21 protein-coding genes are annotated in these 25,101 nt (G+C 57.9%); 10 read left to right on the top strand and 11 right to left on the bottom strand.

The window, feature by feature from the left end; genetic code table 11:
- Positions 1-27 precede the first annotated feature (27 nt).
- Entirely contained in the window at positions 28-2,313 is a 2,286-nt protein-coding gene (locus ACR809_RS23650; protein WP_122051605.1) for an ATP-binding protein, read from the bottom strand.
- A gap of 179 nt (positions 2,314-2,492) precedes the next feature.
- On the opposite strand from ACR809_RS23650, the gene ACR809_RS23655 reads away from it, so the two are divergent.
- The 4 genes from ACR809_RS23655 to ACR809_RS23670 all read left to right on the top strand — a co-directional run bounded on the left by ACR809_RS23655 (position 2,493) and on the right by ACR809_RS23670 (position 7,062).
- Positions 2,493-4,013, top strand: coding sequence for a sugar ABC transporter ATP-binding protein (locus tag ACR809_RS23655; RefSeq protein ID WP_122051606.1), 1,521 nt, complete (start codon positions 2,493-2,495; stop codon positions 4,011-4,013).
- On the top strand, positions 4,010-5,008 hold the full coding sequence (locus ACR809_RS23660; RefSeq protein WP_002885172.1) for an ABC transporter permease subunit: 999 nt from the start codon (positions 4,010-4,012) through the stop codon (positions 5,006-5,008). The genes ACR809_RS23655 and ACR809_RS23660 overlap by 4 nt, the downstream gene beginning before the upstream one ends.
- 30 nt (positions 5,009-5,038) lie before the next feature.
- Positions 5,039-5,980, top strand: coding sequence for an ABC transporter substrate-binding protein (locus ACR809_RS23665; protein WP_002885156.1), 942 nt, complete (start codon positions 5,039-5,041; stop codon positions 5,978-5,980).
- Positions 5,981-6,054: 74 nt separating this feature from the next.
- Positions 6,055-7,062, top strand: a complete 1,008-nt coding sequence (locus tag ACR809_RS23670; RefSeq protein WP_004178300.1) for a carbohydrate kinase family protein — start codon at positions 6,055-6,057, stop codon at positions 7,060-7,062.
- A gap of 124 nt (positions 7,063-7,186) precedes the next feature.
- Here the strand turns inward: ACR809_RS23670 and ACR809_RS23675 are convergent, their stop codons facing one another.
- The 3 genes from ACR809_RS23675 to ACR809_RS23685 form a co-directional block, all read right to left on the bottom strand.
- Positions 7,187-8,104, bottom strand: a complete 918-nt coding sequence (locus tag ACR809_RS23675; protein ID WP_004146663.1) for a nucleotidyl transferase AbiEii/AbiGii toxin family protein — start codon at positions 8,102-8,104, stop codon at positions 7,187-7,189.
- Positions 8,105-8,109: 5 nt separating this feature from the next.
- Positions 8,110-8,868 (bottom strand): type IV toxin-antitoxin system AbiEi family antitoxin, encoded by a 759-nt coding sequence (locus ACR809_RS23680; protein ID WP_122051607.1) that lies wholly within the window; start codon positions 8,866-8,868, stop codon positions 8,110-8,112.
- Positions 8,869-8,953: 85 nt separating this feature from the next.
- Positions 8,954-9,682 carry a response regulator transcription factor gene (locus ACR809_RS23685; protein WP_023288135.1) on the bottom strand — a complete coding sequence of 243 codons (729 nt, stop codon included), beginning with the start codon at positions 9,680-9,682 and terminating at the stop codon, positions 8,954-8,956.
- A 272-nt stretch (positions 9,683-9,954) separates the two neighbouring features.
- Here ACR809_RS23685 and ACR809_RS23690 point away from each other — a divergent pair, with 272 nt between their 5' ends.
- Complete coding sequence (locus ACR809_RS23690) at positions 9,955-12,102, top strand: formate dehydrogenase H subunit alpha, selenocysteine-containing (RefSeq protein WP_012737173.1); 2,148 nt, start codon at positions 9,955-9,957, stop codon at positions 12,100-12,102.
- Here ACR809_RS23690 and ACR809_RS23695 read toward each other — a convergent pair.
- Positions 12,099-12,242, bottom strand: coding sequence for a hypothetical protein (locus tag ACR809_RS23695; protein WP_162992563.1), 144 nt, complete (start codon positions 12,240-12,242; stop codon positions 12,099-12,101). The two genes, ACR809_RS23690 and ACR809_RS23695, sit on opposite strands and share 4 nt — an antisense overlap.
- Positions 12,243-12,447: 205 nt before the next feature.
- Here ACR809_RS23695 and ACR809_RS23700 point away from each other — a divergent pair, with 205 nt between their 5' ends.
- Entirely contained in the window at positions 12,448-13,134 is a 687-nt protein-coding gene (locus ACR809_RS23700; RefSeq protein ID WP_004151733.1) for a tetratricopeptide repeat protein, read from the top strand.
- A 36-nt stretch (positions 13,135-13,170) separates the two neighbouring features.
- On the opposite strand, the gene gltP is transcribed toward ACR809_RS23700, so the two are convergent.
- Positions 13,171-14,484 (bottom strand): glutamate/aspartate:proton symporter GltP, encoded by a 1,314-nt coding sequence (gene gltP, locus ACR809_RS23705; RefSeq protein ID WP_004146659.1) that lies wholly within the window; start codon positions 14,482-14,484, stop codon positions 13,171-13,173.
- Positions 14,485-14,595: 111 nt separating this feature from the next.
- Positions 14,596-14,796, bottom strand: coding sequence for a hypothetical protein (locus ACR809_RS23710; RefSeq protein WP_004226113.1), 201 nt, complete (start codon positions 14,794-14,796; stop codon positions 14,596-14,598).
- A 100-nt stretch (positions 14,797-14,896) separates the two neighbouring features.
- On the opposite strand from ACR809_RS23710, the gene acs reads away from it, so the two are divergent.
- The 3 genes from acs (at position 14,897) to actP (ending at position 19,002) form a co-directional block, all read left to right on the top strand.
- Positions 14,897-16,855: an acetate--CoA ligase gene (gene acs / locus ACR809_RS23715; protein ID WP_002885145.1), complete on the top strand. Its 1,959-nt coding sequence runs from the start codon at positions 14,897-14,899 to the stop codon at positions 16,853-16,855.
- A 183-nt stretch (positions 16,856-17,038) separates the two neighbouring features.
- Complete coding sequence (locus tag ACR809_RS23720) at positions 17,039-17,350, top strand: DUF485 domain-containing protein (protein WP_004177812.1); 312 nt, start codon at positions 17,039-17,041, stop codon at positions 17,348-17,350.
- Positions 17,350-19,002, top strand: a complete 1,653-nt coding sequence (gene actP / locus ACR809_RS23725; RefSeq protein WP_024623073.1) for a cation/acetate symporter ActP — start codon at positions 17,350-17,352, stop codon at positions 19,000-19,002. Before ACR809_RS23720 ends, actP begins: the two co-directional genes overlap by 1 nt.
- A 47-nt stretch (positions 19,003-19,049) precedes the next feature.
- Here actP and ACR809_RS23730 read toward each other — a convergent pair whose 3' ends face one another.
- Genes ACR809_RS23730 through ACR809_RS23745 form a run of 4 tightly spaced genes read right to left on the bottom strand, consistent with a single transcriptional unit; the run spans position 19,050 to position 23,973 of the window.
- Positions 19,050-20,147: a type 1 fimbrial protein gene (locus tag ACR809_RS23730; RefSeq protein WP_064143783.1), complete on the bottom strand. Its 1,098-nt coding sequence runs from the start codon at positions 20,145-20,147 to the stop codon at positions 19,050-19,052.
- Between the two features lie 19 nt (positions 20,148-20,166).
- Positions 20,167-20,715, bottom strand: a complete 549-nt coding sequence (locus ACR809_RS23735; RefSeq protein WP_004151734.1) for a fimbrial protein — start codon at positions 20,713-20,715, stop codon at positions 20,167-20,169.
- 35 nt (positions 20,716-20,750) lie between these two features.
- On the bottom strand, positions 20,751-23,330 hold the full coding sequence (locus tag ACR809_RS23740; RefSeq protein ID WP_023288133.1) for a fimbria/pilus outer membrane usher protein: 2,580 nt from the start codon (positions 23,328-23,330) through the stop codon (positions 20,751-20,753).
- On the bottom strand, positions 23,284-23,973 hold the full coding sequence (locus tag ACR809_RS23745) for a fimbrial assembly chaperone (RefSeq protein WP_004210006.1): 690 nt from the start codon (positions 23,971-23,973) through the stop codon (positions 23,284-23,286). Before ACR809_RS23745 ends, ACR809_RS23740 begins: the two co-directional genes overlap by 47 nt.
- A gap of 122 nt (positions 23,974-24,095) precedes the next feature.
- Here ACR809_RS23745 and ACR809_RS23750 point away from each other — a divergent pair, with 122 nt between their 5' ends.
- On the top strand, positions 24,096-25,064 hold the full coding sequence (locus tag ACR809_RS23750; protein WP_162992557.1) for an IS5-like element IS903B family transposase: 969 nt from the start codon (positions 24,096-24,098) through the stop codon (positions 25,062-25,064).
- Positions 25,065-25,101 lie beyond the last annotated feature (37 nt).

A 25,101-nucleotide genomic window follows, 5' to 3' on the forward strand; every position in this document is an offset into this window, starting at 1 on the left:
GCATGAAACCCGGGTAGCGGAGGAATCTCAAATCCTCGCGTACGCCGCGCTCAGCGCCTGCGCCAGCTGGGCTCGGGTAAACGGCTTACGCAGCCACTCAACCTCCGGCAGGGCCGGGTTCTGCGCTGGACGCAAATCCTGGCCGCTGATCAGTAGCACCGGCAGCGCCGGAAAGCGGCGTCGGGCGGTATGGATCACATCGGCGCCGCTCAGGGCGCCGGGCAGCATCAGATCGCTAATCAGCAGGGCAATATCCGGCGAGGCCTCCAGCAGCTGCAGCGCCTCTTCACCGCTGGCGGTTTCCAGCGTCAGCCAGCCCAGCTGATGCAGCTGTTCACATAGCGTCTGGCGGACATCCTCTTCATCTTCCAGCACCAGCGCCAGCCGCTCGCCCGCCGGGGGCGGCTCGTCCACCGCTGGCGCCACCTCCTTCTCAACCTCGGTCAACGCTCGCGGCAGCTGCAGCCGCACCGTCGTCCCCTGCCCCGGCGCGCTCTCCAGCGCCACCCGGCCGCCAGACTGGCGCACAAAGCCATACACCATCGACAGCCCCAGGCCGCTGCCGCTGCCGGTGGCTTTGGTGGTGAAGAAAGGTTCAAACACCCGGGCTTTCACCGCCTGCGACATCCCGCTGCCATGATCGATCACCTCCAGGGCCACCATATCCTGCCGCTGGCCGCTGCTGCGGGTGACCCGCTGATTCCAGGTGCGTATTTTGATGACCCCGCCGCGCCCCGCCATGGCGTCGCGGGCGTTCATCACCAGATTGATCAGGGCATTTTCCAGCTGGCCAACGTCTATCCATGCCGGCCACGCCGGCGACTGCGCCTCAATCTCCAGGCTTAAGGTCGCCGGCAGGGAGTGACGCATCAGCTCGCTGAGGTTCTCCAGTAGCGGCGCCATCGCCACCGCCTGGGGATGCAGCGCCTGCTTGCGCGAAAAGGCCAGCAGCCGCTGGGTCAGAAGCGCCCCACGCTCCGCCGCCTTCAGCGCCCTGGAGAGGCGCGGCACATCGCGCGCATCCGGCTCCACCAGCTCAAGACTGCCGATAATCACCGCCAGCAGGTTGTTAAAGTCATGCGCCAGACCTCCGGTCAGCTGGCCGACGGCCTTCATCTTCTGACTATGCAGCAGCGCCTCCTCCAGCTCCTGGCGCTTAATCCGATCGATCTCCATCTGGTTGGTCTTCTCTTTCAGCAGCCGGGTGGTGTGCTCCAGCGACGCCATATTGCGGGCGAAAACGTTAAAGGCCCGCGCCAGCTCCCCCAGCTCGTCGCGCCGCTGCAGGGCCGGCACCGAGACGTTCGGCTCTCCCTGAGCCAGCCGCGACATCGCCCGCGAGATGGCGGTCAGGTTCGAGCCGAGATTACGGTAGATGTACCACCCGGCGCAGCCGGTGATCGCCAGCGCCAGCAGCGCGGAAAGCAGAATAAACATACTGATGGAGCGCAGCTCCCGATGGCTCTGCGCCGCCCGCTGCTCTGAGGCTTCCGCCACCCGGGTCACGTACTGATTGATATCTTCGTTAAGCAACGCGACCAGCGCTTTGATGTGATACATGTACCAGCTGATCGTCAGGTCGCTCTCCTCCAGCTGGGCCGACAGCGGGGCCAGCGTCGCCAGCTCGCGGTTCACATCAGGGAGGACAAACGCCAGCGCGGGATCGGCGCTGCGTGTCGGCAGGGAGCCGCGCAGCTGGTCGAGTTGCAGGACGATCGACCGCGGCGTGACGGTATGGATCGCAGCCACGATCAGCCGGTCCATCTCGGCCAGCCGGCGCGGATCGATCGCCTTATCCCCGCCGCGATCGTTAAGATCGGCGAGATGGCGCAGGTTACTCTGATTCTGGTAAAGCGAACTCAGCAGCGCATTGCGCTGCAGATGGCGGCGCTGGCCGCGCTCCAGCATCTCCGCCACACTCTGCTGCAGCGCGTTGCTGCGGCGAATAATATTGGCCACCCGCGCCTGCTCCTGCTGCGCCAGCGGGGCCGCCGCCAGCTGGGCCAGCGAGTGCTTCAGCGCCTGCTGCGTCGCCAGCAGCCGTTCCGCTTCGCTTTTGTACTCCAGCGCCCCCACCACCTGCGACAGGCGCACCGCCGCCGTGGCGACATTCGCCGTGTCCCGCGCCAGATCCATACTGCCGCGCATGTCGTTGAGAGTCTGGCGCTGCACCTGCTCCTGCAGCTGGCTGGCGTGGTGAAAGCCGAACACCGCCACGCCGCTGACCAACAGGGTGACCACGCCCATCAGCAGATTAAAGGAGAGCAGGCGGCCACGGGCGCTGGTGAAAAACGGGTGTCGGCGAGCGGTCATAACAACTCCGGTGAAGAATCGGTCGGCAGATAAGCGTGACGGTGCAGAAAATGACGCCGCGTAACTGTGATCGCGGTTAACTATTTATCACTATGACAAATATGAATGGATTCTGACATTCTGCATTTATTTTCCGGTGGTGGACTGCAGCTATTGTTCTTACAGACAGGAGCGCCGCGATGACCGCCACCCCGGTACTGGAAATGCGCCATATCGCCAAAGCTTTTGGCAAATTCTACGCGCTGAAGGGCGTCGACCTGACGGTCTGGCCCGGCGAGATCCATGCCCTGATGGGGGAGAACGGCGCCGGAAAAAGCACGCTGATGAAGATCCTCGCCGGCGCCTATACCGCCACCAGCGGCGAGATCCTGATCGACGGAAAACCGCAAACGATCCGCGGCCCCAAGGACGCGCTGGCCGCCGGGATCACGTTGATCTACCAGGAGATGCAGCTGGCGCCGAACCTGACCGTCGCGGAAAACATTTTCCTCGGCAGCGAGCTGGCGCGCGGTGGTCTGGTGCAGCGCAAAGCCATGCTCAGCCAGGCGCAGGCGGTGATCGACCGTCTCGGCGCCCAGTTCAAAGCCAGCGACCGGGTGATGACCCTGACCATCGCCGAACAGCAGCAGGTGGAGATCGCCCGCGCCCTGCACCGTCAAAGCCGCATTCTGGTGATGGATGAACCCACCGCCGCCCTCTCCTCGCGGGAAACCCAGCGCCTGTTCGAGCTCATCCTGCGCCTGCGCGATGAGGGGATGGCGATCATCTATATCAGCCACCGCATGGCGGAAGTATATGAGCTCTCCGACCGGGTCAGCGTTCTGCGCGATGGGCAGTATGTCGGCAGCCTGGTGCGCGACAAGCTCAACGCGCCGGAGCTGGTGCGCATGATGGTCGGTCGGCCGCTCAGCGATCTGTTCAATAAAGAACGGGACATTCCCCGCGGCCAGCCGCGCCTGCGGGTCGAGGATCTGACCGATGGCGGCAAGGTTAAGCCCAGCAGCCTGGTGGTGCATGCCGGCGAAATCGTCGGCCTCGCCGGGCTGGTCGGCGCCGGGCGTTCCGAACTGGCACAGCTGATCTTCGGGGTGCGCAAAGCCACCGCCGGGGTGATTGAGATTGACGGCGAGCCGGTGGTGATCCACTCGCCGCGGGAAGCCATCGACCTCGGGATCGGCTTTCTGACCGAAAACCGCAAAGAACAGGGGGTGTTTCTCGAACTGGCAGCCCAGGAAAACATCACCATGGCGACGCTGGAGCGCGACGCGACCTGGGGGATGCTCAACCGCCGGAAGGCGCAAACCATCTCCGATGACGCCATCCAGTTGCTTAACATCCGCGTGCCGCACGCCCAGGTGCGCGCCGGCGGACTGTCCGGCGGCAACCAGCAGAAGCTGTTAATTTCGCGCTGGGTGGCGATTGGCCCGCGCATTCTAATCCTCGATGAACCCACCCGCGGCGTCGACGTCGGCGCGAAAAGCGAAATTTACCGCATCATGAACGACATGGCGCGCCAGGGCGTCGCCATTCTGATGATCTCCAGCGAGCTGCCCGAAGTGGTGGGCATGAGCGACCGGGTCTATGTGATGCGCGAGGGCGTTATCGCCGGCGAGCTACAGGCCGGTGATATTAGCCAGGAAAGTATCATGACGCTGGCCACCGGCGTGACCGATTCTCACCTTAAGGCAGGGCAACTATGAGCATACCGAAAGAGACCTCCGCGCCGGTCGCGAAATCCGCTTCGGCGAAAAAAATGTTGATGGGCGACCTGATGCAGACCGTCGGCATTCTGCCGATCCTCATCCTGATCGTCGCCGTTTTCGGCTTTATCGCCCCCAACTTTTTCACGGAAAGCAATCTGCTGAATATCACCCGCCAGGCCTCGATCAATATTGTGCTGGCGGCGGGAATGACCTTCATCATCCTCACCGGCGGCATTGACCTTTCCGTCGGCTCCATCCTTGGCACCACCGCAGTGGCCGCGATGGTGGTGTCGCTGATCCCGGCGTTTGCGTTGCTGTCGATTCCGGCGGCGCTGATGCTCGGCCTGCTGCTCGGCCTGTTCAACGGCGCGCTGGTCGCCTTCGCCGGGCTACCGCCGTTTATCGTCACCCTCGGCACCTACACGGCGCTGCGCGGCGCCGCCTATCTGCTGGCCGACGGCACCACGGTGATCAACTCCGATATCAGCTTCGAGTGGATCGGCAATGACTACCTCGGCCCGGTGCCCTGGCTGGTAGTCATCGCCCTGGCGGTGATCGCGGTGTGCTGGTTTATCCTGCGCCGCACCACCCTTGGGGTGCATATCTACGCGGTGGGCGGCAACATGCAGGCGGCGCGGCTGACCGGCATCAAAGTCTGGCTGGTGCTGCTGTTTGTCTATGGCATGAGCGGCCTGCTCTCCGGCCTTGGCGGGGTGATGAGCGCTTCGCGGCTGTACAGCGCCAACGGCAACCTCGGCGTCGGCTACGAGCTGGACGCCATCGCCGCGGTCATTCTCGGCGGCACCAGCTTCGTCGGCGGTATCGGCACCATCACCGGTACACTGGTGGGGGCGCTAATTATCGCCACCCTCAATAACGGCATGACCCTGATGGGGGTCTCCTACTTCTGGCAACTGGTGATCAAAGGGGCGGTGATCATCATTGCGGTGCTGATCGACAAATACCGTACCCGACATCATCAAAGTGCATAACAACAACATCTTACCTGCGAGGAAAAGCGAATGCGTTTAAAACCGATAGTCACCGCGCTGTGTGCTGGCGCGCTGCTGGCCGCCTCCCCTTTTGCGTCGGCCAAAGAGCTGAAAGCGATTGGCGTGACGGTGGGCGACCTTGCCAACCCGTTCTTTGTACAGATCACCAAAGGGGCGGAGCTGGAGGCCCGCAAGCTGGCGGGGGATAACGTCAAAGTGACGCTGGTCTCCAGCGGCTACGATCTGGGCCAGCAGGTGGCGCAGATCGATAACTTTATCGCCGCCAAAGTCGATATGATCATCCTCAACGCCGCCGATTCGAAAGGCATTGGCCCGGCGGTGAAGCGGGCCAAAGAGGCCGGGATCGTGGTGGTGGCGGTTGACGTCGCCGCCGAAGGGGCCGACGCCACCATCACCTCCGATAACACCCAGGCGGGCGAGCTGGCCTGTAAATACATTAGCGACCGCCTGAACAACAAAGGCAACGTGGTGATCATCAACGGGCCGCCGGTCTCCGCCGTACAAAACCGCGTCGAAGGCTGCGAAACGGAGTTCAAAAAACACCCGGACATTAAAATCCTCTCCGCCAACCAGAACGCCAAAGGCAGCCGGGAAGGCGGCCTGGAGGTGATGACCTCCCTGCTGGCGGCCAATCCGAAGATTGACGGCGTGTTCGCGATCAACGATCCGACGGCGATTGGTGCCGATCTGGCAGCGAAACAGGCGCAGCGCAGCGAGTTCTTCATCGTCGGCGTCGACGGCAGCCCGGACGGCGAAGAGGCGCTGAAGCGTAAGAACTCGCTGTTCGTCGCCACCCCAGCGCAGGACCCACAGGTGATGGCAGCGAAGGCGGTGGAGATTGGCTACGACATCCTGCAGGGCAAACCTGCGCCGACCGCGCCGGTACTGATCCCGGTGACGATGATCGACAAAAATAACGTCAGCTCTTACAAAGGCTGGACCGTGAAATAAGCGCAACCAGGCGCACAATCGTTCCGCCGATTGTGCGCTACGCTTAACGAATATGACGGCGCGGAGTAGCAATCATGGAACGGAAAGGCATTATTGCCGCAGGCAACATGCTGGTCGATCATGTCCACCAGATCGGGCAGTGGCCGGAGCGCGGCTGGCTGGTGGAAATTGTCCATAGCGAACGCGCCACCGGCGGCGCGCCGCTGAATGTCCTGCTGACCCTGGCCAAAATGCACGCCGGGCTGCCGCTGCAGGCGGTCGGCCTGATTGGCGAGGATAACGATGGCGACTACATCACCGCCATGCTCGATCAGTACCATATCAATCGCCAGCTCGTACAGCGCACCAGCTCCGCCCCCACCTCGATGACCCAGGTGATGACCGACGCCGAAGGCCAGCGCACTTTCTTTCACTCTCCCGGCGCCAACCGCCTGCTTGATCTCCCGGCTTTTGAGCCGCTGGATGCGCCGCTGAAAATTTTCCATCTCGGCTATCTGCTGCTGCTCGAAAGCCTCGATCGCCCCGATGAAGTGTACGGCACCCGCAGCGCGCGACTGCTGGCGCAGATGCGCGAGCGAGGCTATGAGGTGTCCCTCGATCTGGTGTCGCGCAAGGGCGACCCGCGCTACCGGCCGCTGGTCCTGCCGGCGCTGAAGCATCTTGACTACCTGACCATCAATGAACTGGAAGCCAGCGAGTTTAGCGGGCTGGAGATTCGTCTACCCAACGGCGAGCCGCACGTCGCCAATATCGCCCGCGCCGCCAGCGCATTGCTTGACGCCGGCGTACGCCAGCGGGTAGTGATCCATTGTCCGGAGGGGGCATGGGGCGTTTCCCGTACCGAAGCCGGGCGCTGGGTACCGTCATGGCGGCTGCCGCCGGAGGAGATTATCGGCAGCGTCGGCGCGGGGGACGCCTTCTGCGCCGGCCTGCTGTACGGCAGCCACGAACGCTGGCCGTTAACCGCCAGTCTGCAGCTGGCTCACGCTTGCGCCCGCGCCAGCCTGCAGGCCGCCAATGCGATCGACGGCGCCAAAACGCTCCCTGAGCTGCAGGCGTTTATTCAGTTGCAGAATGTTTAGATCGAGTAGATCCCGCTATCAGGGCGATGCCACAGGAGAACGGCGTTTCATGGCGAGAAAAGGGATACGGTTTATTCAAATCACGCCTGTTTTACGCTGAGTTCAACAAGGGCGGGCCAGGTAACTAACTGCGCCACTCGGCCAGCACCTTTTCCAGTTTATCTAATGACTCAGCGCGTTTTATCGCTGGCATCTGATGAATATTGCGCAATTTCCACTGCACGGCAGGCAAATCCTGAATACGCATTTCCGGCGCTAAACGCCAGTCTGGTTCGCCTCGTTTAAATGACAGTAAAAAATCGACATCCTGTTGTGTGAAACAGGATTTTAACGCAGCAATCATCCTGTTGGGGACTGCTGTCAGTTCCTCCAGGGCTATCGTCTCAAATGTCATCCCGCTGAATTCACGGTAAAAAGGTTCAGCAATATCTTTCCAGCGAGGATTCAGCACTTCAGCCAGAGGCCGATTATGGCTCAGTAAATACGCGATAAACCCATTGAAAATGGGACGGTCAAGCTCCTGCGCATCAAGAAGTAATTTCACGTCATAAAAATCTCTGGGATGCTGGCGATCCAGCGCCGCGCATAATTTTCCACCGTAGAGGTCAGGCAACGAAACCACTGGAAGGCTGGCATAGCCAAAAACGTCCTCTACCGCCCCCACCACTTCTCGCTCCTGTGGTGGATATAATGTTCCCCGGGCGACCGGTGAAACCTCTATCTTTATTTGCGCGCTATCGGTAGTAACAATGACACGCATCTCATCTGAACGATTAGCTTGTAATACAGCGCTCATACCTGCCTGTTGTTGCAGATTGGCGGCAATACGTGCAAGCGCATCCCGTATATGAGGTAAAGCGATGGCTCTGCTTTCCAGGGGCACCCAGGCGAGGTCGATATCCACCGATAATCGAGGGAAATCGCGGATAAAGAGATTGATGGCAGTGCCACCTTTCAGCGCAAATTCCCGTTCGACAGCAACATAGGGTAAAACCTGCATTAGCAGAGCAACCTGCCGATAATAAGGCGCCTGTATATCCATATTTTTTATTCCTTTTGAAAGCGTTCAGGCACTGTGATTTGGTATTGAGCATTGAACTTTCCATTTTCCACGATTTGCCGCTTGCCCGCTCCCAGATCGATTTTTTGGCTATCGATTCGTTTGAGCCAGCCATGCTCGTAAAAACTGGCGAAGAAGAGATACAAACGCTTGGCCTGCACGGACTGGCTGACGGAAAGAAGATACTCTACTTTACGAGGATTAAGATTAACCAGCCCCTGGAAAAGCTCTGCAGCGTGGTTAAATGAGAGGGTCCCCGGCACCGCGCTCAGCAACTCGTAAGCAGCCAGTTCTGGCGCACTGCCGATGAGTTTTTTCCCTTTTATATCAAGCGTTACACGGTATCTATCATCCAGCACCGGCAGTTTTTTCCCCGATATGACTATCCACTCCACACCCGGGAATTCCCTGAACCATTTCGGCAGCAGCGCTTTATTTTCCACACTAAGCCAGCACTGGTTTTGTTTTAGCTGTAGATAGTGTGAACGGCCCTGCCAGACTAAGCTACTGAGCCCCGCAACATACACCGGAGCGGCAAGCTGATTTTGCAAACATGCTAATGCATCGTTCCACTCCGGCTCACGTCCCGCACGCGCATATACGCCGTTGCCTCTTTTTTTTAACCAGCCACTTTGCGCGTATTTAAAGGCCAGAGAGGGAGAGATGGCATGCTGGCTTAACCAGGACTGAAGGATCACATCTCCGGGAGCGCTGTTTTGCAGCAGCCAGTTTAATTTTGTTACCATAGATTAACCCAGAGTGTCACTTTAATAAAAAAAGTAAACTCCCTGCGCCAAATAAAGTCAACAGCGGGTTGGCAGCAAACCCGCCCTACGCCGCCTTCTCGCTGTGGGTCACGTCGGCGGAAAAGACATAGCCCAGACCGCGCAGGGTTTTAATCAACGTCGGCTGATGCGGGTTGAGCTCAATTTTGCGCCGCAGGCGCATGATCAGCACATCGATGGTCCGGTCGAATACCTCGGTGCTTTCGTTATGGGTCAGCGCCAGCAGCTGTTCGCGATTCAATACCCGGCGCGCGTTCTGCGCCAGCGCCAGCAGCAGGCCATATTCTCCCTGGGTCAGCGGGATCGCCTGCTGCTGCGGGTTATACAGTTCACAGCGCGTGGTATCCAGCCGCCAGCCGTTAAACGTCAGGCCAGCACCGGCGCCCGACGCCTCGCCGGCCAGCGCCCCGCTGCGTCGCAGTACCGCTTTCACCCGGGCGACCACCACCCGCGAGCTGAACGGTTTGGCGATGTAATCATCGGCGCCCATCTCCAGGCCCACCACCACATCAGACTCACTGCCCAGACCGGAGAGCATCACCACCGGCAGCTCAGGCCGCGTGCGCTGCAGCTGCTGGAGCACCTGCAGGCCATGGGTATCCGGCAGGATCATGTCCAGTAAGACCAGCGCGATATCCGCCCGCTGCGCCACCGTCGCCAGCGCGTCGTTGCCGGTCTGGCTGACAAGCACTTCAAACGCGTGCGCGCCGAGCACATCGCTGAGCAGCTCGCCCATTGCCCTGTCATCATCCACCACTAAAATGACTGGTTTCATTTTTGCCTCTGCCCGCCGGGAATTAGTGTCAGTCTGATCGATTCTGCAAGCCTGCGCCGACAAATTCCTCTCCCGGTGACATTTTTTCAAGCGCCGTCACATCTCCAGGGTATCGACACGTCAAATCTGTCGACAGGCTGTTTTTCGTCAGCATTCCGCCCAAAAAACCCGCGTATCATCAAGGAATACCCACAATGAAAATATGGCATAGAAGATGCATAGTGACGGCGCGATAGCGCAAACGCGCCCATTGAATAACTGGAGCAAGACCGATGAAAAAAGTCGTCACGGTTTGCCCGTATTGCGCATCAGGTTGCAAAATCAACCTGGTGGTCGATAACGGCAAAATCGTTCGGGCTGAAGCGGCGCAGGGGAAAACCAACCAAGGAACCCTGTGCCTGAAGGGCTATTATGGCTGGGACTTCATTAACGATACCCAGATCCTAACGCCGCGCCTGAAAACCCCCATGATCCGCCGTCAACGCGGCGGCAAGCTGGAAGCCGTCTCCTGGGACGAGGCGCTGGATTACGTCGCCACCCGCCTCAGCGCCATTAAAGCCAAATATGGCCCGGATGCGATCCAAACCACCGGCTCCTCCCGCGGCACCGGTAATGAAACCAACTATGTGATGCAAAAATTCGCGCGCGCCGTTATTGGTACCAATAACGTCGACTGCTGCGCTCGCGTCTGACACGGCCCTTCGGTTGCAGGTCTGCACCAGTCGGTCGGTAACGGCGCCATGAGTAATGCCATCACGGAGATTGATAACACCGATCTGGTGTTTATCTTCGGTTACAACCCGGCGGATTCCCACCCTATCGTGGCGAATCACGTCATTAACGCTAAACGCAACGGGGCGAAAATTATCGTCTGCGACCCGCGCAAAATTGAAACCGCGCGCATCGCCGATATGCACATTGCGCTGAAGAACGGCTCGAACATCGCGCTGCTCAACGCCATTGGCCACGTGATTATTGAAGAGGATCTGTACGATAAATCCTTCGTCGCTAGCCGTTCCGAAGGCTTCGAGGAGTATCGCAAAATCGTTGAAGGCTATACGCCGGAGTCGGTGGAGGAGATCACCGGGGTCAGCGCCCAGGAGATCCGCGCCTGCGCCCGGATGTATGCCAGCGCCAAATCCGCCGCCATCCTGTGGGGCATGGGCGTCACCCAGTTCTACCAGGGCGTGGAGACGGTGCGGTCGCTGACCAGCCTCGCGATCCTCACCGGCAACCTCGGCAAGCCGAGCGTCGGCGTCAACCCGGTACGCGGCCAGAACAACGTTCAGGGCGCCTGCGATATGGGTGCGCTACCGGATACCTATCCGGGCTATCAGTACGTCAAGTTCCCGGAGAACCGCGAGAAATTCGCCAAAGCCTGGGGCGTGGAAAGCCTGCCTGCGCATACCGGCTATCGCATCAGCGAATTGCCGCACCGCGCGGCGCACGGTGAAGTGCGGGCGGCGTACATTATGGGTGAGGATCCGCTGCAGACCGACGCCGAACTCTCGGCGGTCCGCAAAGCGTTCGACGATCTGGAACTGGTTATCGTCCAGGACATTTTCATGACCAAAACCGCCTCCGCGGCTGACGTCATCCTGCCGTCCACCTCGTGGGGCGAGCACGAAGGCGTGTATACCGCAGCGGACCGCGGCTTCCAGCGCTTCTTTAAAGCGGTGGAGCCGAAGTGGGACCTGAAAACCGACTGGCAGATCATCAGCGAAATCGCCACCCGGATGGGCTATCCGATGCACTACAACAACACCCAGGAGATCTGGGACGAGTTGCGGCATCTGTGCCCGGACTTCTACGGCGCCACCTACGAGAAAATGGGTGAGCTCGGCTATGTCATGTGGCCGTGCCGCGATGAGTCCGACGCCGATCAGGGGACGTCATATCTGTTTAAAGAGAAGTTCGATACCCCGAACGGACTGGCGCAGTTCTTCACCTGCGACTGGGTCGCGCCGATCGATAAGCTTACCGATGAGTACCCGATGGTATTGTCGACGGTGCGCGAGGTCGGCCATTACTCGTGCCGTTCAATGACCGGTAACTGCGCGGCGCTGGCGGCGCTGGCGGATGAACCAGGCTATGCGCAAATCAACACCGCCGACGCCGAACGGCTAGGCATTGAAGATGAAGAGCTGGTATGGGTCAATTCGCGTAAGGGGCGCATCATCACCCGCGCGCAGGTCAGCGATCGGCCGAATAAAGGCGCGGTGTACATGACCTACCAGTGGTGGATCGGCGCCTGTAACGAACTGGTCTCAGAGAACCTGAGTCCGATAACCAAAACGCCGGAGTACAAGTACTGCGCGGTCAACGTTGAGCGGATTGCCGATCAGCGCGCCGCGGAACAGTACGTGATCGACGAGTACAACAAGCTGAAATCCCGCCTGCGCGAAAGCGCGATGGGTTAAGGTTCGGCGGTCTGACCCGGCTCGCGCGATGCGTAGGCCGGGTCAGGCGTAGCCGCCACCCGGCACATAAACGGCTCCGTGTCCGCAGTCTGTCGCCCGGCGGCGCTGCGCTGGCGCGAGCCTACGGCTGGCAGGAGCATCTCCATCCGTAGGCCGGGTCAGGCGCAGCCGCCACCCGGCACACAAGCGGCTCCGTGTCCGCAGTCTGTCGCCCGGCGGCGCTGCGCTGGCGCGGGCCTACGGTCAGGTAGCGCAAATCGGCCTTACCTACCGATACCCGCCATTTTCTTCTTTTTCGCCTCCCTTTATACTGCGCGCTATGTTCCTTACTGATAATAAATACAAATGAAATACCTCTTTTTATTTCTACTGGTTTTCACCAGCGGCGCAGCGGTGGCCACCGAACCTGGCAGTCAGTATCAACAGCAGGCCGAAGCCGGCGATCGACGCGCGCAATATTACCTTGCCGATACCTGGGTCAGCTCCGGCGATTATCAAAAAGCCGAATACTGGGCGCAGAAGGCGGCCGCCCAGGGCGATGGCGATGCGCTGGCGCTGCTGGCGCAGCTCAAAATCCGTAACCCCCAACAGGCGGACTATCCGCAGGCCCGCCAGCTGGCGGAAAAAGCCGTCGAGGCCGGCAGTAAATCCGGAGAGATCGTCCTCGCGCGGGTGCTGGTCAACCGTCAGGCTGGCGCCACCGACGTAGCGCACGCCATCACGCTGCTGCAGGATGCTGCCCGGGATAGCGAAAGCGATGCGGCGGTAGATGCCCAGATGCTGCTGGGGCTGATCTACGCCAGCGGCGTACACGGCCCGGAGGATGATGTGAAAGCAAGTGAATACTTTAAAGGCAGTTCATCACTTTCCCGCACCGGCTATGCCGAATACTGGGCCGGGATGATGTTCCAGCAGGGAGAGAAAGGCTTTATCGAACCGAATAAGCAGAAGGCGCTGCACTGGCTCAACGTCAGTTGCCTGGAGGGGTTTGATACCGGCTGCGAAGAGTTTGACCGGATTAGTAAAGGATAAGAAAAAGCCCGGCGCTATCGCGCCGGGCTTTGTGTTTTATTGGGCGGTTTTATCAAACTTGCCCAGCACTTCGCGTTCATAGGCCAGCGCTTTTTTGCGATCGAACTTATGCTCCCACTTGGCGATAACCAGCACCGCCAGCGCATTACCCACCACGTTCAGCGCGGTACGCGCCATATCGAGGATACGGTCGACGCCGGCAATAAAGGCAAGCCCTTCCAGCGGGATCCCGACGCTACCCAGGGTGGCCAGCAGCACCACGAAGGAGACGCCCGGCACGCCGGCGATCCCTTTCGAGGTCACCATCAGGGTCAGCACCAGGGTAATCTCCTGCCAGATAGAGAGGTCAATACCGTACAGCTGGGCGATAAAGATCGCCGCGATGCTCTGATACAGCGTTGAACCATCGAGGTTGAAGGAGTAACCGGTCGGCACCACAAAGCTGGTGATCGACGCCGGCGCGCCGTAGGCTTCCATCTTCTCAATAATGCGCGGCAGTACGCTCTCCGAGCTGGCGGTAGAATAAGCCAGAATCAGCTCATCTTTCAGGATGCGGATCAGGATCCAGATGCTCAAACCACACAGGCGCGCGACAATCCCCAGCACCACCAGCGCGAAGAACAGGATCGCAAAGTAAACCAGCAACACTAGCTTGGCCAGCGGCCACAGCGAGGCGAAACCGAAGGTGGCGACGGTTACCGAAATCAGGGCGAATACCCCGACCGGCGCATAGCGCATCACCATATGGGTGACTTTAAACATGGTCTCGGAGATAGAGCGGAAGACCGTCACCAGCGGCTCACGGTGGGTCGCCGGCAGCGAGGAGAGCCCCAGGCCAAACAGCACCGAGAAGAAGATAATCGGCAGCATATCGCCTTTCGCCATCGATGCCACGATATTGGTCGGCACCAGCGACAGGATGGTGCCCATCAGGCCGTGCGCATGGCTCTGCACTTCGGCGGTGGTGTTCTGATATTTCGAAATATCAACTGCCGCCAGCTGCGACATATCAATGCCCGTCCCCGGCTGGAAGACGTTGGCCAGGGTGATACCCAGCACAATCGCCACCGTGGTGATCACTTCGAAATAGATAATGGTTTTGGCACCGATCCGCCCTAACTGTTTGGCGTCACCCACGCCGGCAATCCCGACCACCAGGGTCGAAATGACAATCGGGACCACGATCATTTTAATCAGATGGATAAAGATATCGCCCGCCGGCGTCAGCAAATTGCTAATTAACCAATCGCGACTTTCAGCGTGGTAATGCAGATAACTGCCCAGAAGGATACCCAGCACCAGGGCTAGCAAAATTTGCCAGGCCAGACTGACTTTTTTTGTTTTCTTCACTACTGACTTCCTCAATGAAAGGCACCATTCCTTTTCGTCATGGTACCCACTGCAGGGGGTATGAATTGTGTTGCGTTGCTTTGTGGGGTTATTTAACGCGCAATATCAGTATCATTTGCACGGCATGCTGCGCAAGCCTTTAAGAACAGGGCTTTCCTCTGCTTTTATGCATAAAGCAGCGAATTTCCCCCAGTTATATTGCATAAGTATTTGTAATAAAAAAATTTTCACAGCTTCCGTTTCTATAAATTCATTTGCGTAATTATTTCTCTTCAAAGTTTCATTTGATGAAATTTCACCCAGTTTAATCATTGCGTGATCTGCCCCCCAATTAACAAACAAAGCTGTCAAAACCCCTACTCTTAACGTTTGTTTGACATATATTTAACAAGTTCAAAGGAGAAAAAAAGCCATGAGCCAAATTCACAAACACCCTATTCCCGCTAATATTGCGGAACGTTGCCTGATTAACCCGGATCAGTACAAGGCGCAGTACCAACAATCCATAACCGACCCTGATACATTTTGGGGCGAGCAGGGCAAGATCCTTGACTGGATGCGGCCCTATACCCGTGTAAAGAACACCTCCTTCGCACCGGGTAATATTTCCATCAAATGGTATGAAGATGGCACCCTGAACCTCGCCGCTAACTGTCTCGACCGCCACCTCGCCGAACGCGGCGATCAAACCGCCATCATCTGGGAAGGCGACGACGCCAGCCAAAGCAAGCACATCACCTACCGTGAACTGCATGCCGACGTGTGCCGTTTCGCCAATGTGTTGCTCGACCTCGGGATTAAAAAAGGCGACGTGGTTGCTATCTATATGCCGATGGTGCCGGAAGCCGCGGTGGCGATGCTGGCCTGCGCCCGCATCGGAGCAATCCACTCGGTCATTTTCGGCGGCTTCTCGCCGGAGGCGGTGGCCGGACGCATTATCGACTCCAGCTCACGCCTGGTGATCACCGCTGACGAAGGGCTGCGCGCCGGTCGCGCCATCCCGCTGAAGAAAAACGTCGATGACGCGCTGAAAAACCCGAACGTGAAAAGCATTGAGCACGTGGTGGTCCTGAAACGCACCGGCGGCAATATCGACTGGCAGGAAGGCCGCGATCTGTGGTGGAGCGACCTGATTGCGAACGCCAGCGCCGAACACCGGCCCGTCGAAATGAACGCCGAAGATCCGCTGTTCATCCTCTATACCTCCGGCTCCACCGGTAAACCGAAAGGGGTGCTGCACACCACCGGCGGCTATCTGGTCTATGCGGCCACCACCTTTAAATACGTTTTCGACTACCATCCGGGCGATATTTATTGGTGCACCGCCGACGTGGGCTGGGTCACCGGCCATAGCTATCTGCTGTACGGCCCACTGGCCTGCGGCGCCACCACCCTGATGTTCGAAGGAGTGCCGAACTGGCCTACGCCGGCGCGCATGTGCCAGGTCGTCGATAAGCATAAGGTCAGCATTCTCTATACCGCCCCGACGGCTATTCGCGCCCTGATGGCGGAAGGCGACAAAGCTATCGAAGGCACAGACCGCTCCTCGCTGCGCATTCTTGGCTCGGTCGGCGAACCGATTAACCCGGAAGCCTGGGAGTGGTACTGGAAGAAGATCGGTAACGAGAAGTGCCCGGTGATGGACACCTGGTGGCAGACCGAAACCGGCGGCTTTATGATCACTCCGCTGCCGGGCGCGATTGAGCTGAAGGCCGGCTCCGCGACGCGTCCGTTCTTCGGCGTCCAGCCGGTGCTGGTGGATAACGAAGGCCTGCCGCTGGATGGCGCCACCGAAGGCAACCTCGCCATCGCCGACTCCTGGCCCGGCCAGGCGCGTACCCTGTTCGGCGACCATGAGCGCTTTGAGCAAACCTACTTCTCCACTTTCAAAAATATGTACTTTAGCGGCGACGGCGCGCGTCGTGATGAAGATGGCTATTACTGGATCACCGGCCGGGTGGATGACGTCCTGAACGTCTCCGGACACCGTCTGGGGACCGCCGAGATCGAATCGGCGCTGGTGTCGCACCCAAAAATCGCCGAAGCGGCGGTGGTGGGGATCCCGCATAACATCAAAGGCCAGGCCATCTATGCCTACGTGACGCTCAATCACGGCGAAGAACCGACGCCGGAGTTGTATGCCGAAGTGCGTAACTGGGTACGCAAAGAGATCGGTCCGCTGGCGACGCCGGATGTGCTGCACTGGACCGATTCGCTGCCGAAAACCCGCTCGGGCAAAATCATGCGCCGCATTCTGCGTAAGATTGCCGCAGGCGACACCAGCAACCTCGGCGATACCTCGACCCTCGCCGATCCTGGCGTCGTGGAAAAACTGCTCGAAGAGAAGCAGGCCATTACCATGCCATCGTAAGTAAGGACCGATTCCCTACACCCTCTCCCCTTCCGGGGAGAGGATAAAAATAAGTCCCTCCCCCAGGATTTCACTCGCAGGAACGCCGTCAGCAACACCTGTCCCGGCTCCGTCGCCGGAGGGGTTGCTGTCGCCAGCGTCCGCCGAGTGGATGACGAAAGGGAGACCTCTGGAGACGCTAAGATGAATGAACAACTTTGTCAGCGGATAGAAAATAGTGCGCATTTCAGGGAGTTAGTTGCATCACGGCAACGGTTTGCCGCCATTCTGTCAGTGATTATGTTAGTGATCTACGTGGGCTTTATTTTGCTTATCGCCTTTGCACCCGGCTGGCTCGGCACCCCGCTGCACGCCGGAACCAGCGTCACCCGCGGGATCCCGCTCGGCATTGGCGTGATCGTCATTTCGTTTATCCTGACCGGTATTTATGTCTGGCGAGCTAACGGTGAATTCGACCGTTTGACCAAAAGCGTTCTCAACGAGGTAAAAGCATGATCAAGAGAGTCCTGACGGCGCTCGCCGCCACGCTGCTGCCCCTCGGCGCCCACGCCGCAGACGCTATTACCGGCGCGGTACAGCGCCAGCCGACCAACTGGCAGGCGATTGTCATGTTCCTGATTTTCGTCGCCCTGACGCTGTACATCACCTACTGGGCCTCAAAACGGGTGCGTTCGCGCAGCGATTACTACACCGCCGGCGGCAATATTACCGGCTTCCAGAACGGGCTGGCGATTGCCGGCGACTTTATGTCAGCGGCGTCGTTCCTCGGTATCTCCGCGCTGGTGTATACCTCCGGCTACGATGGGCTGATCTACTCGCTGGGCTTTCTCGTCGGCTGGCCGATTATCCTGTTTCTAATTGCTGAACGTCTGCGCAATCTTGGCCGCTATACTTTTGCCGATGTCGCCTCTTACCGCCTGAAGCAGGGGCCGATCCGCACCCTCTCCGCCTGCGGTTCGCTGGTGGTGGTGGCCCTGTATCTGATTGCCCAGATGGTGGGCGCCGGCAAGCTAATCCAGCTGCTGTTCGGCCTTAATTACCATGTCGCCGTAGTGCTGGTTGGCGTGCTGATGGTGCTCTATGTCCTGTTCGGCGGCATGCTGGCGACTACCTGGGTGCAGATTATTAAAGCGGTTCTGCTGCTGTGCGGCGCCAGCTTTATGGCCTTTATGGTCATGAAGCACGTCGGCTTCAGCTTCAATAACCTGTTTACCGAGGCGATGGCGGTCCACCCGAAAGGGGCGGCGATTATGAGTCCCGGCGGACTGGTAAAAGATCCGATATCTGCGCTCTCTCTGGGTCTGGGTCTGATGTTCGGTACTGCTGGCCTGCCGCATATTCTGATGCGCTTCTTTACCGTGAGCGACGCCAAAGAAGCGCGTAAAAGCGTCTTCTACGCCACCGGTTTTATGGGCTATTTCTATATCCTGACCTTTATCATCGGCTTCGGCGCCATCATGCTGGTCGGCGCGAACCCGGCGTTTAAAGACGCGGCCGGACAGCTTATCGGCGGCAATAACATGGCGGCGGTGCACCTGGCGGATGCGGTTGGCGGCAACCTGTTCCTCGGCTTTATCTCTGCGGTAGCCTTCGCCACTATCCTGGCGGTGGTGGCGGGCCTGACCCTCGCCGGCGCGTCAGCGGTGTCGCACGACCTGTACGCCAACGTCTTCCGCAAGGGCGCGACCGAGCGTCAGGAGCTGAAGGTCTCCAAGATCACCGTGCTGATCCTTGGGGTGGTGGCCATTCTGCTGGGTATTCTGTTTGAAAATCAGAATATTGCTTTCATGGTCGGCCTGGCCTTCTCCATCGCCGCCAGCTGTAACTTCCCGATTATTCTGCTGTCGATGTACTGGTCGAAGCTGACCACCCGCGGCGCGATGGTCGGCGGCTGGCTGGGCCTGCTGACTGCGGTCATTCTTATGATCCTCGGCCCCACCATTTGGGTGCAGATCCTCGGCCATGAGAAAGCGCTGTTCCCGTATGAATATCCGGCGCTGTTCTCCATTGCCATCGCGTTCATTGGCATCTGGGTCTTCTCCGCCACCGATAACTCACCGGAAGGGATGCGCGAGCGCGAGCAGTTCCGCGCCCAGTTTATCCGTTCACAAACCGGGATCGGTATCGAACGCGGCCAGGCGCATTAATTGTCCTCTACCTTCCCCGGCATCGTTCGGGGAAGGGATTCTCCCCCTCAGTTATAAGTAAAGGTGATCACCCCGGTGGCGTTGGCTGTCCCCGCGGTCACCGCGCTCCCCGTCCTGTAATAGTTAGTGGATAAGGCGAGCGTCTGCATGGCCGCTGCGCCTCCGGGGCTGTCGGGGTTGGTGAAATAGCTGTAGCTGGCATCCGCGCCGCTGTTGGTCACCGTCGCGCGGCTCGAAGTATAGAGGCTGATATCGGTATTTAACGGCAGTGCTTTGCCATTCAAATTTAACTGCACTCCCACGCCAGTGGCGGCATTCTGTTCCGCCGTGAGGGCCATCACCGTATTGTCAGGGTTATCCCCGCTTGCAGAAGCAGCCGCTACACGCATCGAAACGTTAGTTCCCGGCTCGCAGGAGAGGCTCAGAGACTGCCGCGCGCTACCCACCTTCGTCGCGGTATTAAACTCACTGGCATTGATGCTGCCCATGGAAAAACTGAGATTATTGCTACCGACAATACACCCCATCGGGATTAGCTGGATGCTGGTGGTGCCGCTGATGTGCAGTTGTGAAATAGCGATGGTCCCCTTTTTATCCTTGGCCGATACCGTGGCCACCGGGTCGCTGAACGATAATTGACTCTTGCTGGCGATGGCGCCGCCGGTGGCCACCAGCTGCAGCTGATACGCTGGGGTATAATGAGTCGACGCGAAAGAGTCGAAAAGACCTGTCGGCTTTCCGAGGTAATAATTCACATCACCAATATAATGCACCTGCGAGTCGGGGCTGAAATCATCGGTGTCATCGCCATATTCACCGCTGATATTGAGCCACACCTTGACGCGGATACCGATCCCCTGCACCGAGGTGGCATAGATATTATCCCCTATCAGTGCCCCGGCATTGTTCGAGGACCAGGCAAAAACCGCGTAGGTGCTCCCCTCACAGTTAAGCAATTCCGTTTGCGAGCGCGTAATCTTCCCCGAGTCATACAGTACCGTCCCTGCGGTATAGCTCCCGGCATTGACCAGGATCTTTTCCGGCAGGTTGGTCATCGAGACATCGCCATAGTTGATTCCCGTGCAGGCCGCCCAGCTATAGACGGGACACAGTGCCAATATGAGCAATAAGATCAGTTTTTTCATACCCATCCCTGTCGAAACGTTATTTGTAGGCCACATCGAACGTGGCGGTAAACCCGACCATCCCGGACCTTACCTGGCCATAAGGCGAAAACATACGTGCCACCATATTAAAGGTATGGATATCCGCATCGTCCCCAAAGGTATAGAGATACTGGTCGCCGGGGCCAAGGGGCTGCTGGTCGGCCATGCTCTGCAGCTGCAAACCGACGCCGCTGGCACCGTTGCTGCCAGTCTGGAAGTTTTTATAGATTGAAGCGTGGGTGCTATCGAAGCTGGTGCCGCTAAACGCGATGGTCACCGCCGACGCATCGGCGGAACAGCTGGAAAAGACCAGCTTAACCGGCACGCTGGCGCCGCTCGCCCCGGCATGTCCGGAGAACGTCTGCGAGGAGACGGTGCCTAAATCGATACTGTTCGACGGCTCCACGGCCACCTCACAGGAAGGCGCTTCGATGGTGCCCGTGACGTTAAAATTGACCGTGCTGCTGCCCTCATAAGCCAGCGCCGGAAGGGAGAGCAGCAAAATGGCCACCAGGAGGCCCCTTGTGCTGCCGTCTCGCATATTCATATCAGCCCCTCTTCCATGTTGAAAACCTGCATCCATTACCGACATTCGGCCTGATAGAACAGAATATCGTCGCCAAGGGCCATGCCGGAGAAGTCATAATGAACGGTGCACTGCTCACTGCTTTTCTCCCCCCAGCGCGCTAACAGCTGGCCTTTTTTCTGCAGCCCCGTTAGATACACCTGCCCCTCATCGCCAACGATATTGCTGCGCGACGCGCTACCGTGATCATTATCGAGGGTCACCAGCGCGCCGAAAGGCACCACGCCATTGCGGGTACGCAGGGTGAGCATCGCCTTATAGCCAATTCGCGTGTCGTACTTCACTTTGACGATCGCATTGCGCGTCGGAACCACCGTTCTGGCGACGTTATCCACTTCAGCGCCAGGTATTTCCTGTTCATCCAGCGCCAGGCTGTTACGATGGTACGGACGGACGTAAGGCACCACCGCATATCCGGCGGCATCCGTCGTCACGTTTGTCTGACCGCGCACTGTCACATCGCTGACGCCAGGCGTTTCGACCAGCGCAGAACTCTCGCCCAGAAAGCGTGATAGCGTGAGTCCGCCCGCATGGGCGACCATGCCCCCGCGCAGCGAATAGTTGTAGTGATTGCTGTAGCGGTCGTAGCCATAGCCGCCAGCCACATCCCCTTTCGAGCCCTGGTAGTTGACGCTGAGGTTGCCGGAGGTGCTTTTATCCTGCGTGTTGTACCCTTCCAGTACGCTCCAGTTCAGGGAACGATCCTCGAACGCCGAGCCGTTGAGCCCCACGCTGTGCGTGGTATCGTTATGCCGACCATGGTTCATGGTGTAATTTGCCGAGAGCGTCTCGCCAAGCGGAATACTTAACGTCAGGGAGACGACCGTATCGCTGGCCGGCCGGTTATTGCTGCTGTCATCGGTGCTTTGCACATTGCGGTTATAGGAATAGTTAATAAAGTAGGAGGCCTTGCCAATCGACCCGCTATAGCCCACGCCCACCGATTCCATACGCGAACTGTCCCAGTAGGTCTCATTGACCAACGAAAGCGAGAGCGAACCATAGCCAAACAGCGTCTGCGACAACGATGCGTCAAACCGGCCTTTCGTTCTGCCGCTCTGCGTACAGCAGTCGCGCTGTGTGGAAGAGTTATCGACAAAGTCCTGAAACGAATAATATCCCGAGGTGGAGTAGCGATAACCGGCCACGGAAAAGCTGGTGCCCGTCTGCAGAAAGCTTTTACTGAAGCGGACGCGATACGATTGCCCTTGCTCTTTACTGGTTGACGAGGCCGTATCGCTGGTTTTCACGTCGGCCCACGACTGAGAGCCATCAAACGACAGCGCACCGATAGTACCGAGGTTAAAGCCAGCGCCTAACAACAGGTTGGTGTATTTATCTTCCGCCTGCTGGAAACCAGTATAAAAAGTGATGTTGCTGGTGGCGCCATAGGCCAGGGAAGACTGAATAAAGTTATATTCTTTATCGTCGGAGCTGCCCGATCGCGTCCTGCCGCTGCTCAGCGCATAGTCCAGCTGGCCCTCACGTTGCAGGATCGCCAGCGACGCGAAAGGCACCACAAAGTTTTGCTCGCTGCCGTCAGACTCTTTAATGTTGACGTACAGGTCGCCGGCGCTGCCGGTGGCGTACAGATCGTTAATTTCAAAGGCGCCGGGAGCGACGGTGGTTTTATAAATGCTGTAACCATTCTGATAAACCGAGACCTCCGCGGTGGTGCGCGCGATCCCTCGAATCGTCGGCGCAAAGCCATGCAGGCTATCCGGCAGCATCTCTTTGTCTGAACTGAGTTGCAGACCGGTAAAACTCAAACTGTCGAAAATGCCGGAAGAGGTATACGTATTACCGACCACCAGCTGGCTGCGTAGGGTGTGAATATCGCGGGCAAGATAGGAGTAAACCGACTCCCAGCGGCTGTTGTTATCGCTGTGGCTATAGGTGCTGTAGTTGCGCAGGCGCCATGGTCCCAGATTCAGCCCAGGCTGCAGGCTGACGAACTGACTGTCGATAGTGGCGCCGTTATGCCGCGGCGCATTACGCTGCCCGGTGACGCTATAGTTGAGAAGACCGGCATTGATCCCCTGTTGCCACTGGCTCTCGGGAATATAGTCTCTGGGGCGATTCAGCATGGCGGCCTGCGGCACGGTAAAATCAATGCGCTGCTGGGCAAGAGATACCGAGAACGTCATCCCGGGGATCGCCGACAGCCGGGCGCAGGTTTCCCCTGCCTCGAACAACTGCGGATAGGCGGTGGTATTAATCAACCATGAATTCAGATACTCCGCGGACAGGCAGGGAGAAGCAGTCGCGCCTGCGTCATGGCTAATTTCCTGAAAAGTCAGCGAGTCTGAACTGACGTACTTATCGTTGATGTAAACATCCAGGTGATAGGTGCCCGGCGGTATGCCATCTTGCGAAAAATAGGATAGATCAACCGAAGCCGCAGGACTCTCGGCGACTTCGAGTAAATTTGGGTTGAAATATTCGCCGGCCTCCGCGCGAGAGGGCAGAGTACTTAGGCACAGAATAATAGCGACGCAGATACTTTTAGTTGAAAATAGCAGCTCAACGCTACTGAATGATAGCGGTATATTTCTTCCCTGACATACCATAATCATTAATCACGCTCCATGTGATCTCTTTTTTTCCTGTCGCCGACAGGCTACTCTGCACGGGTATTTTTAAGGTGGAAAACGGGGCAGCAAACCATGCGCCAGAAATATTTTTACCGTTAAGGCTAACCTGTGAGAAATTCATATACAGCGGTGAGTTATTTTTTACCGTCACCGACGTCCCCTCTTTCCCCCACTGTAATTTTTCAGCGTACGCTTCCGGTGTATTACCTTTTAACGCAGCGGGTCGATAAATCAATTTTATTTTCGAATTAATCGCAAACTGTACAACATTTTTATCAGGTACATATTCTGTTGCCGGGATCCCTTTAATATTGAGCCAAAACATCGACTCGCGATCGTCGGGTAATTTCTTTCCTGATCGAACTACGCGGACAAATCCTTTCTCCCCGGCTTTGAGACGAAACAGCGGCGGCGTAATAATAAATGCGTCTTTGGCGGGTGAGGCTGCATCAACCACCGAGAGCCAGGACTGAACGATATTGCTGTTCTGATCTTTATTCTCAACCGTTATTACAGCGTTATTTTTCGTACCATCAAAAACCAGACGCGTACCGCCAACGACCACGCTGGCCTGCGCGAAGGAAGAAGACAGCAATAAACCGATCGCAAAAAAAGGATATCTCATATGTTTAATTTAAGGGGAATAGCAGGCGATTCCCCTTTCTCCATTCAACAAGAAGCCGAATTAATGATAGGTCACGTTATAAGTCACGGTGGCTTTGTTGAATAAATCGAACTTTTGCTGAGTTGAAGGATCAGATCACGTATCTTCCCGACAACGCAGACCGTTCCGTGGCAAAGCAAAAGTTCAAAATCACCAACTGGCCCACCTACAATAAAGCCCTCATCAACCGTGGCTCCATAACTTTCTGGCTGGATGATGAAGCTATTCAGGCCTGGTATGAGTCGGCAGCGCCTTCTTCACGAGGCAGACCTCAGCGCTATTCTGACCTTGCCATCACGACTGTGCTGGTCATTAAACGCGTATTCAGGCTGACCCTGCGCGCTGCGCAGGGCTTTATTGATTCCATTTTTTCTCTGATGAACGTTCCGCTACGCTGCCCGGATTACAGCTGTGTCAGCAGGCGGGCAAAGTCGGTTAATGTCAGTTTCAAAACGCCCACCCGGGGTGAAATCGCATACCTGGTAATTGATTCCACCGGGCTGAAGGTCTTCGGTGAAGGCGAGTGGAAAGTCAAAAAGCATGGCCAGGAACGCCGCCGTATCTGGCGTAAGCTGCATCTCGCCGTTGACAGTAAAACACATGAAATCATCTGCGCTGACCTGTCGCTGAACAACGTTACGGACTCAGAGGCCTTCCCCGGGTTAATCCGGCAAACCCACCGGAAAATCAGGTCAGCCGCCGCCGATGGCGCTTACGATACCCGGCTATGTCACGATGAACTGCGGCGTAAGAAAATCAGCGCGCTTATCCCTCCCCGAAAAGGTGCGGGTTACTGGCCCGGTGAATATGCAGACCGTAACCGTGCAGTGGCTAATCAGCGAATGACCGGGAGTAATGCGCGGTGGAAATGGACAACAGACTACAACCGTCGCTCGATAGCGGAAACGGCGATGTACCGGGTAAAAGAGCTGTTCGGGGGTTCACTGACGCTGCGTGACTACGATGGTCAGGTTGCGGAGGCTATGGCCCTGGTACGAGCGCTGAACAAAATGACGAAAGCAGGTATGCCTGAAAGCGTGCGTATTGCCTGAAAACACAACCCGCTACGGGGGAGACTTACCCGAAATC

The sequence above is a fragment of the Klebsiella sp. CD33 genome, from assembly GCF_051992865.1.
Taxonomy (GTDB): Bacteria; Pseudomonadota; Gammaproteobacteria; order Enterobacterales; family Enterobacteriaceae; genus Klebsiella; species Klebsiella pneumoniae.

What these genes read in the sequence shown, in the direction of transcription:
- ACR809_RS23730 (WP_064143783.1), bottom strand. Translation starts at nt 20,147, where the DNA reads ATGAAAAAACTGATCTTATTGCTCATATTGGCACTGTGTCCCGTCTAT.
- ACR809_RS23695 (WP_162992563.1), bottom strand. Translation starts at nt 12,242, where the DNA reads ATGCTCCTGCCAGCCGTAGGCTCGCGCCAGCGCAGCGCCGCCGGGCGA.
- acs (WP_002885145.1), top strand. Translation starts at nt 14,897, where the DNA reads ATGAGCCAAATTCACAAACACCCTATTCCCGCTAATATTGCGGAACGT.
- ACR809_RS23660 (WP_002885172.1), top strand. Translation starts at nt 4,010, where the DNA reads ATGAGCATACCGAAAGAGACCTCCGCGCCGGTCGCGAAATCCGCTTCG.
- ACR809_RS23720 (WP_004177812.1), top strand. Translation starts at nt 17,039, where the DNA reads ATGAATGAACAACTTTGTCAGCGGATAGAAAATAGTGCGCATTTCAGG.
- ACR809_RS23665 (WP_002885156.1), top strand. Translation starts at nt 5,039, where the DNA reads ATGCGTTTAAAACCGATAGTCACCGCGCTGTGTGCTGGCGCGCTGCTG.
- ACR809_RS23670 (WP_004178300.1), top strand. Translation starts at nt 6,055, where the DNA reads ATGGAACGGAAAGGCATTATTGCCGCAGGCAACATGCTGGTCGATCAT.
- ACR809_RS23675 (WP_004146663.1), bottom strand. Translation starts at nt 8,104, where the DNA reads ATGGATATACAGGCGCCTTATTATCGGCAGGTTGCTCTGCTAATGCAG.
- ACR809_RS23710 (WP_004226113.1), bottom strand. Translation starts at nt 14,796, where the DNA reads ATGATTAAACTGGGTGAAATTTCATCAAATGAAACTTTGAAGAGAAAT.
- ACR809_RS23735 (WP_004151734.1), bottom strand. Translation starts at nt 20,715, where the DNA reads ATGAATATGCGAGACGGCAGCACAAGGGGCCTCCTGGTGGCCATTTTG.
- ACR809_RS23700 (WP_004151733.1), top strand. Translation starts at nt 12,448, where the DNA reads ATGAAATACCTCTTTTTATTTCTACTGGTTTTCACCAGCGGCGCAGCG.
- ACR809_RS23685 (WP_023288135.1), bottom strand. Translation starts at nt 9,682, where the DNA reads ATGAAACCAGTCATTTTAGTGGTGGATGATGACAGGGCAATGGGCGAG.
- ACR809_RS23650 (WP_122051605.1), bottom strand. Translation starts at nt 2,313, where the DNA reads ATGACCGCTCGCCGACACCCGTTTTTCACCAGCGCCCGTGGCCGCCTG.
- ACR809_RS23740 (WP_023288133.1), bottom strand. Translation starts at nt 23,330, where the DNA reads ATGATTATGGTATGTCAGGGAAGAAATATACCGCTATCATTCAGTAGC.
- ACR809_RS23680 (WP_122051607.1), bottom strand. Translation starts at nt 8,868, where the DNA reads ATGGTAACAAAATTAAACTGGCTGCTGCAAAACAGCGCTCCCGGAGAT.
- ACR809_RS23745 (WP_004210006.1), bottom strand. Translation starts at nt 23,973, where the DNA reads ATGAGATATCCTTTTTTTGCGATCGGTTTATTGCTGTCTTCTTCCTTC.
- ACR809_RS23655 (WP_122051606.1), top strand. Translation starts at nt 2,493, where the DNA reads ATGACCGCCACCCCGGTACTGGAAATGCGCCATATCGCCAAAGCTTTT.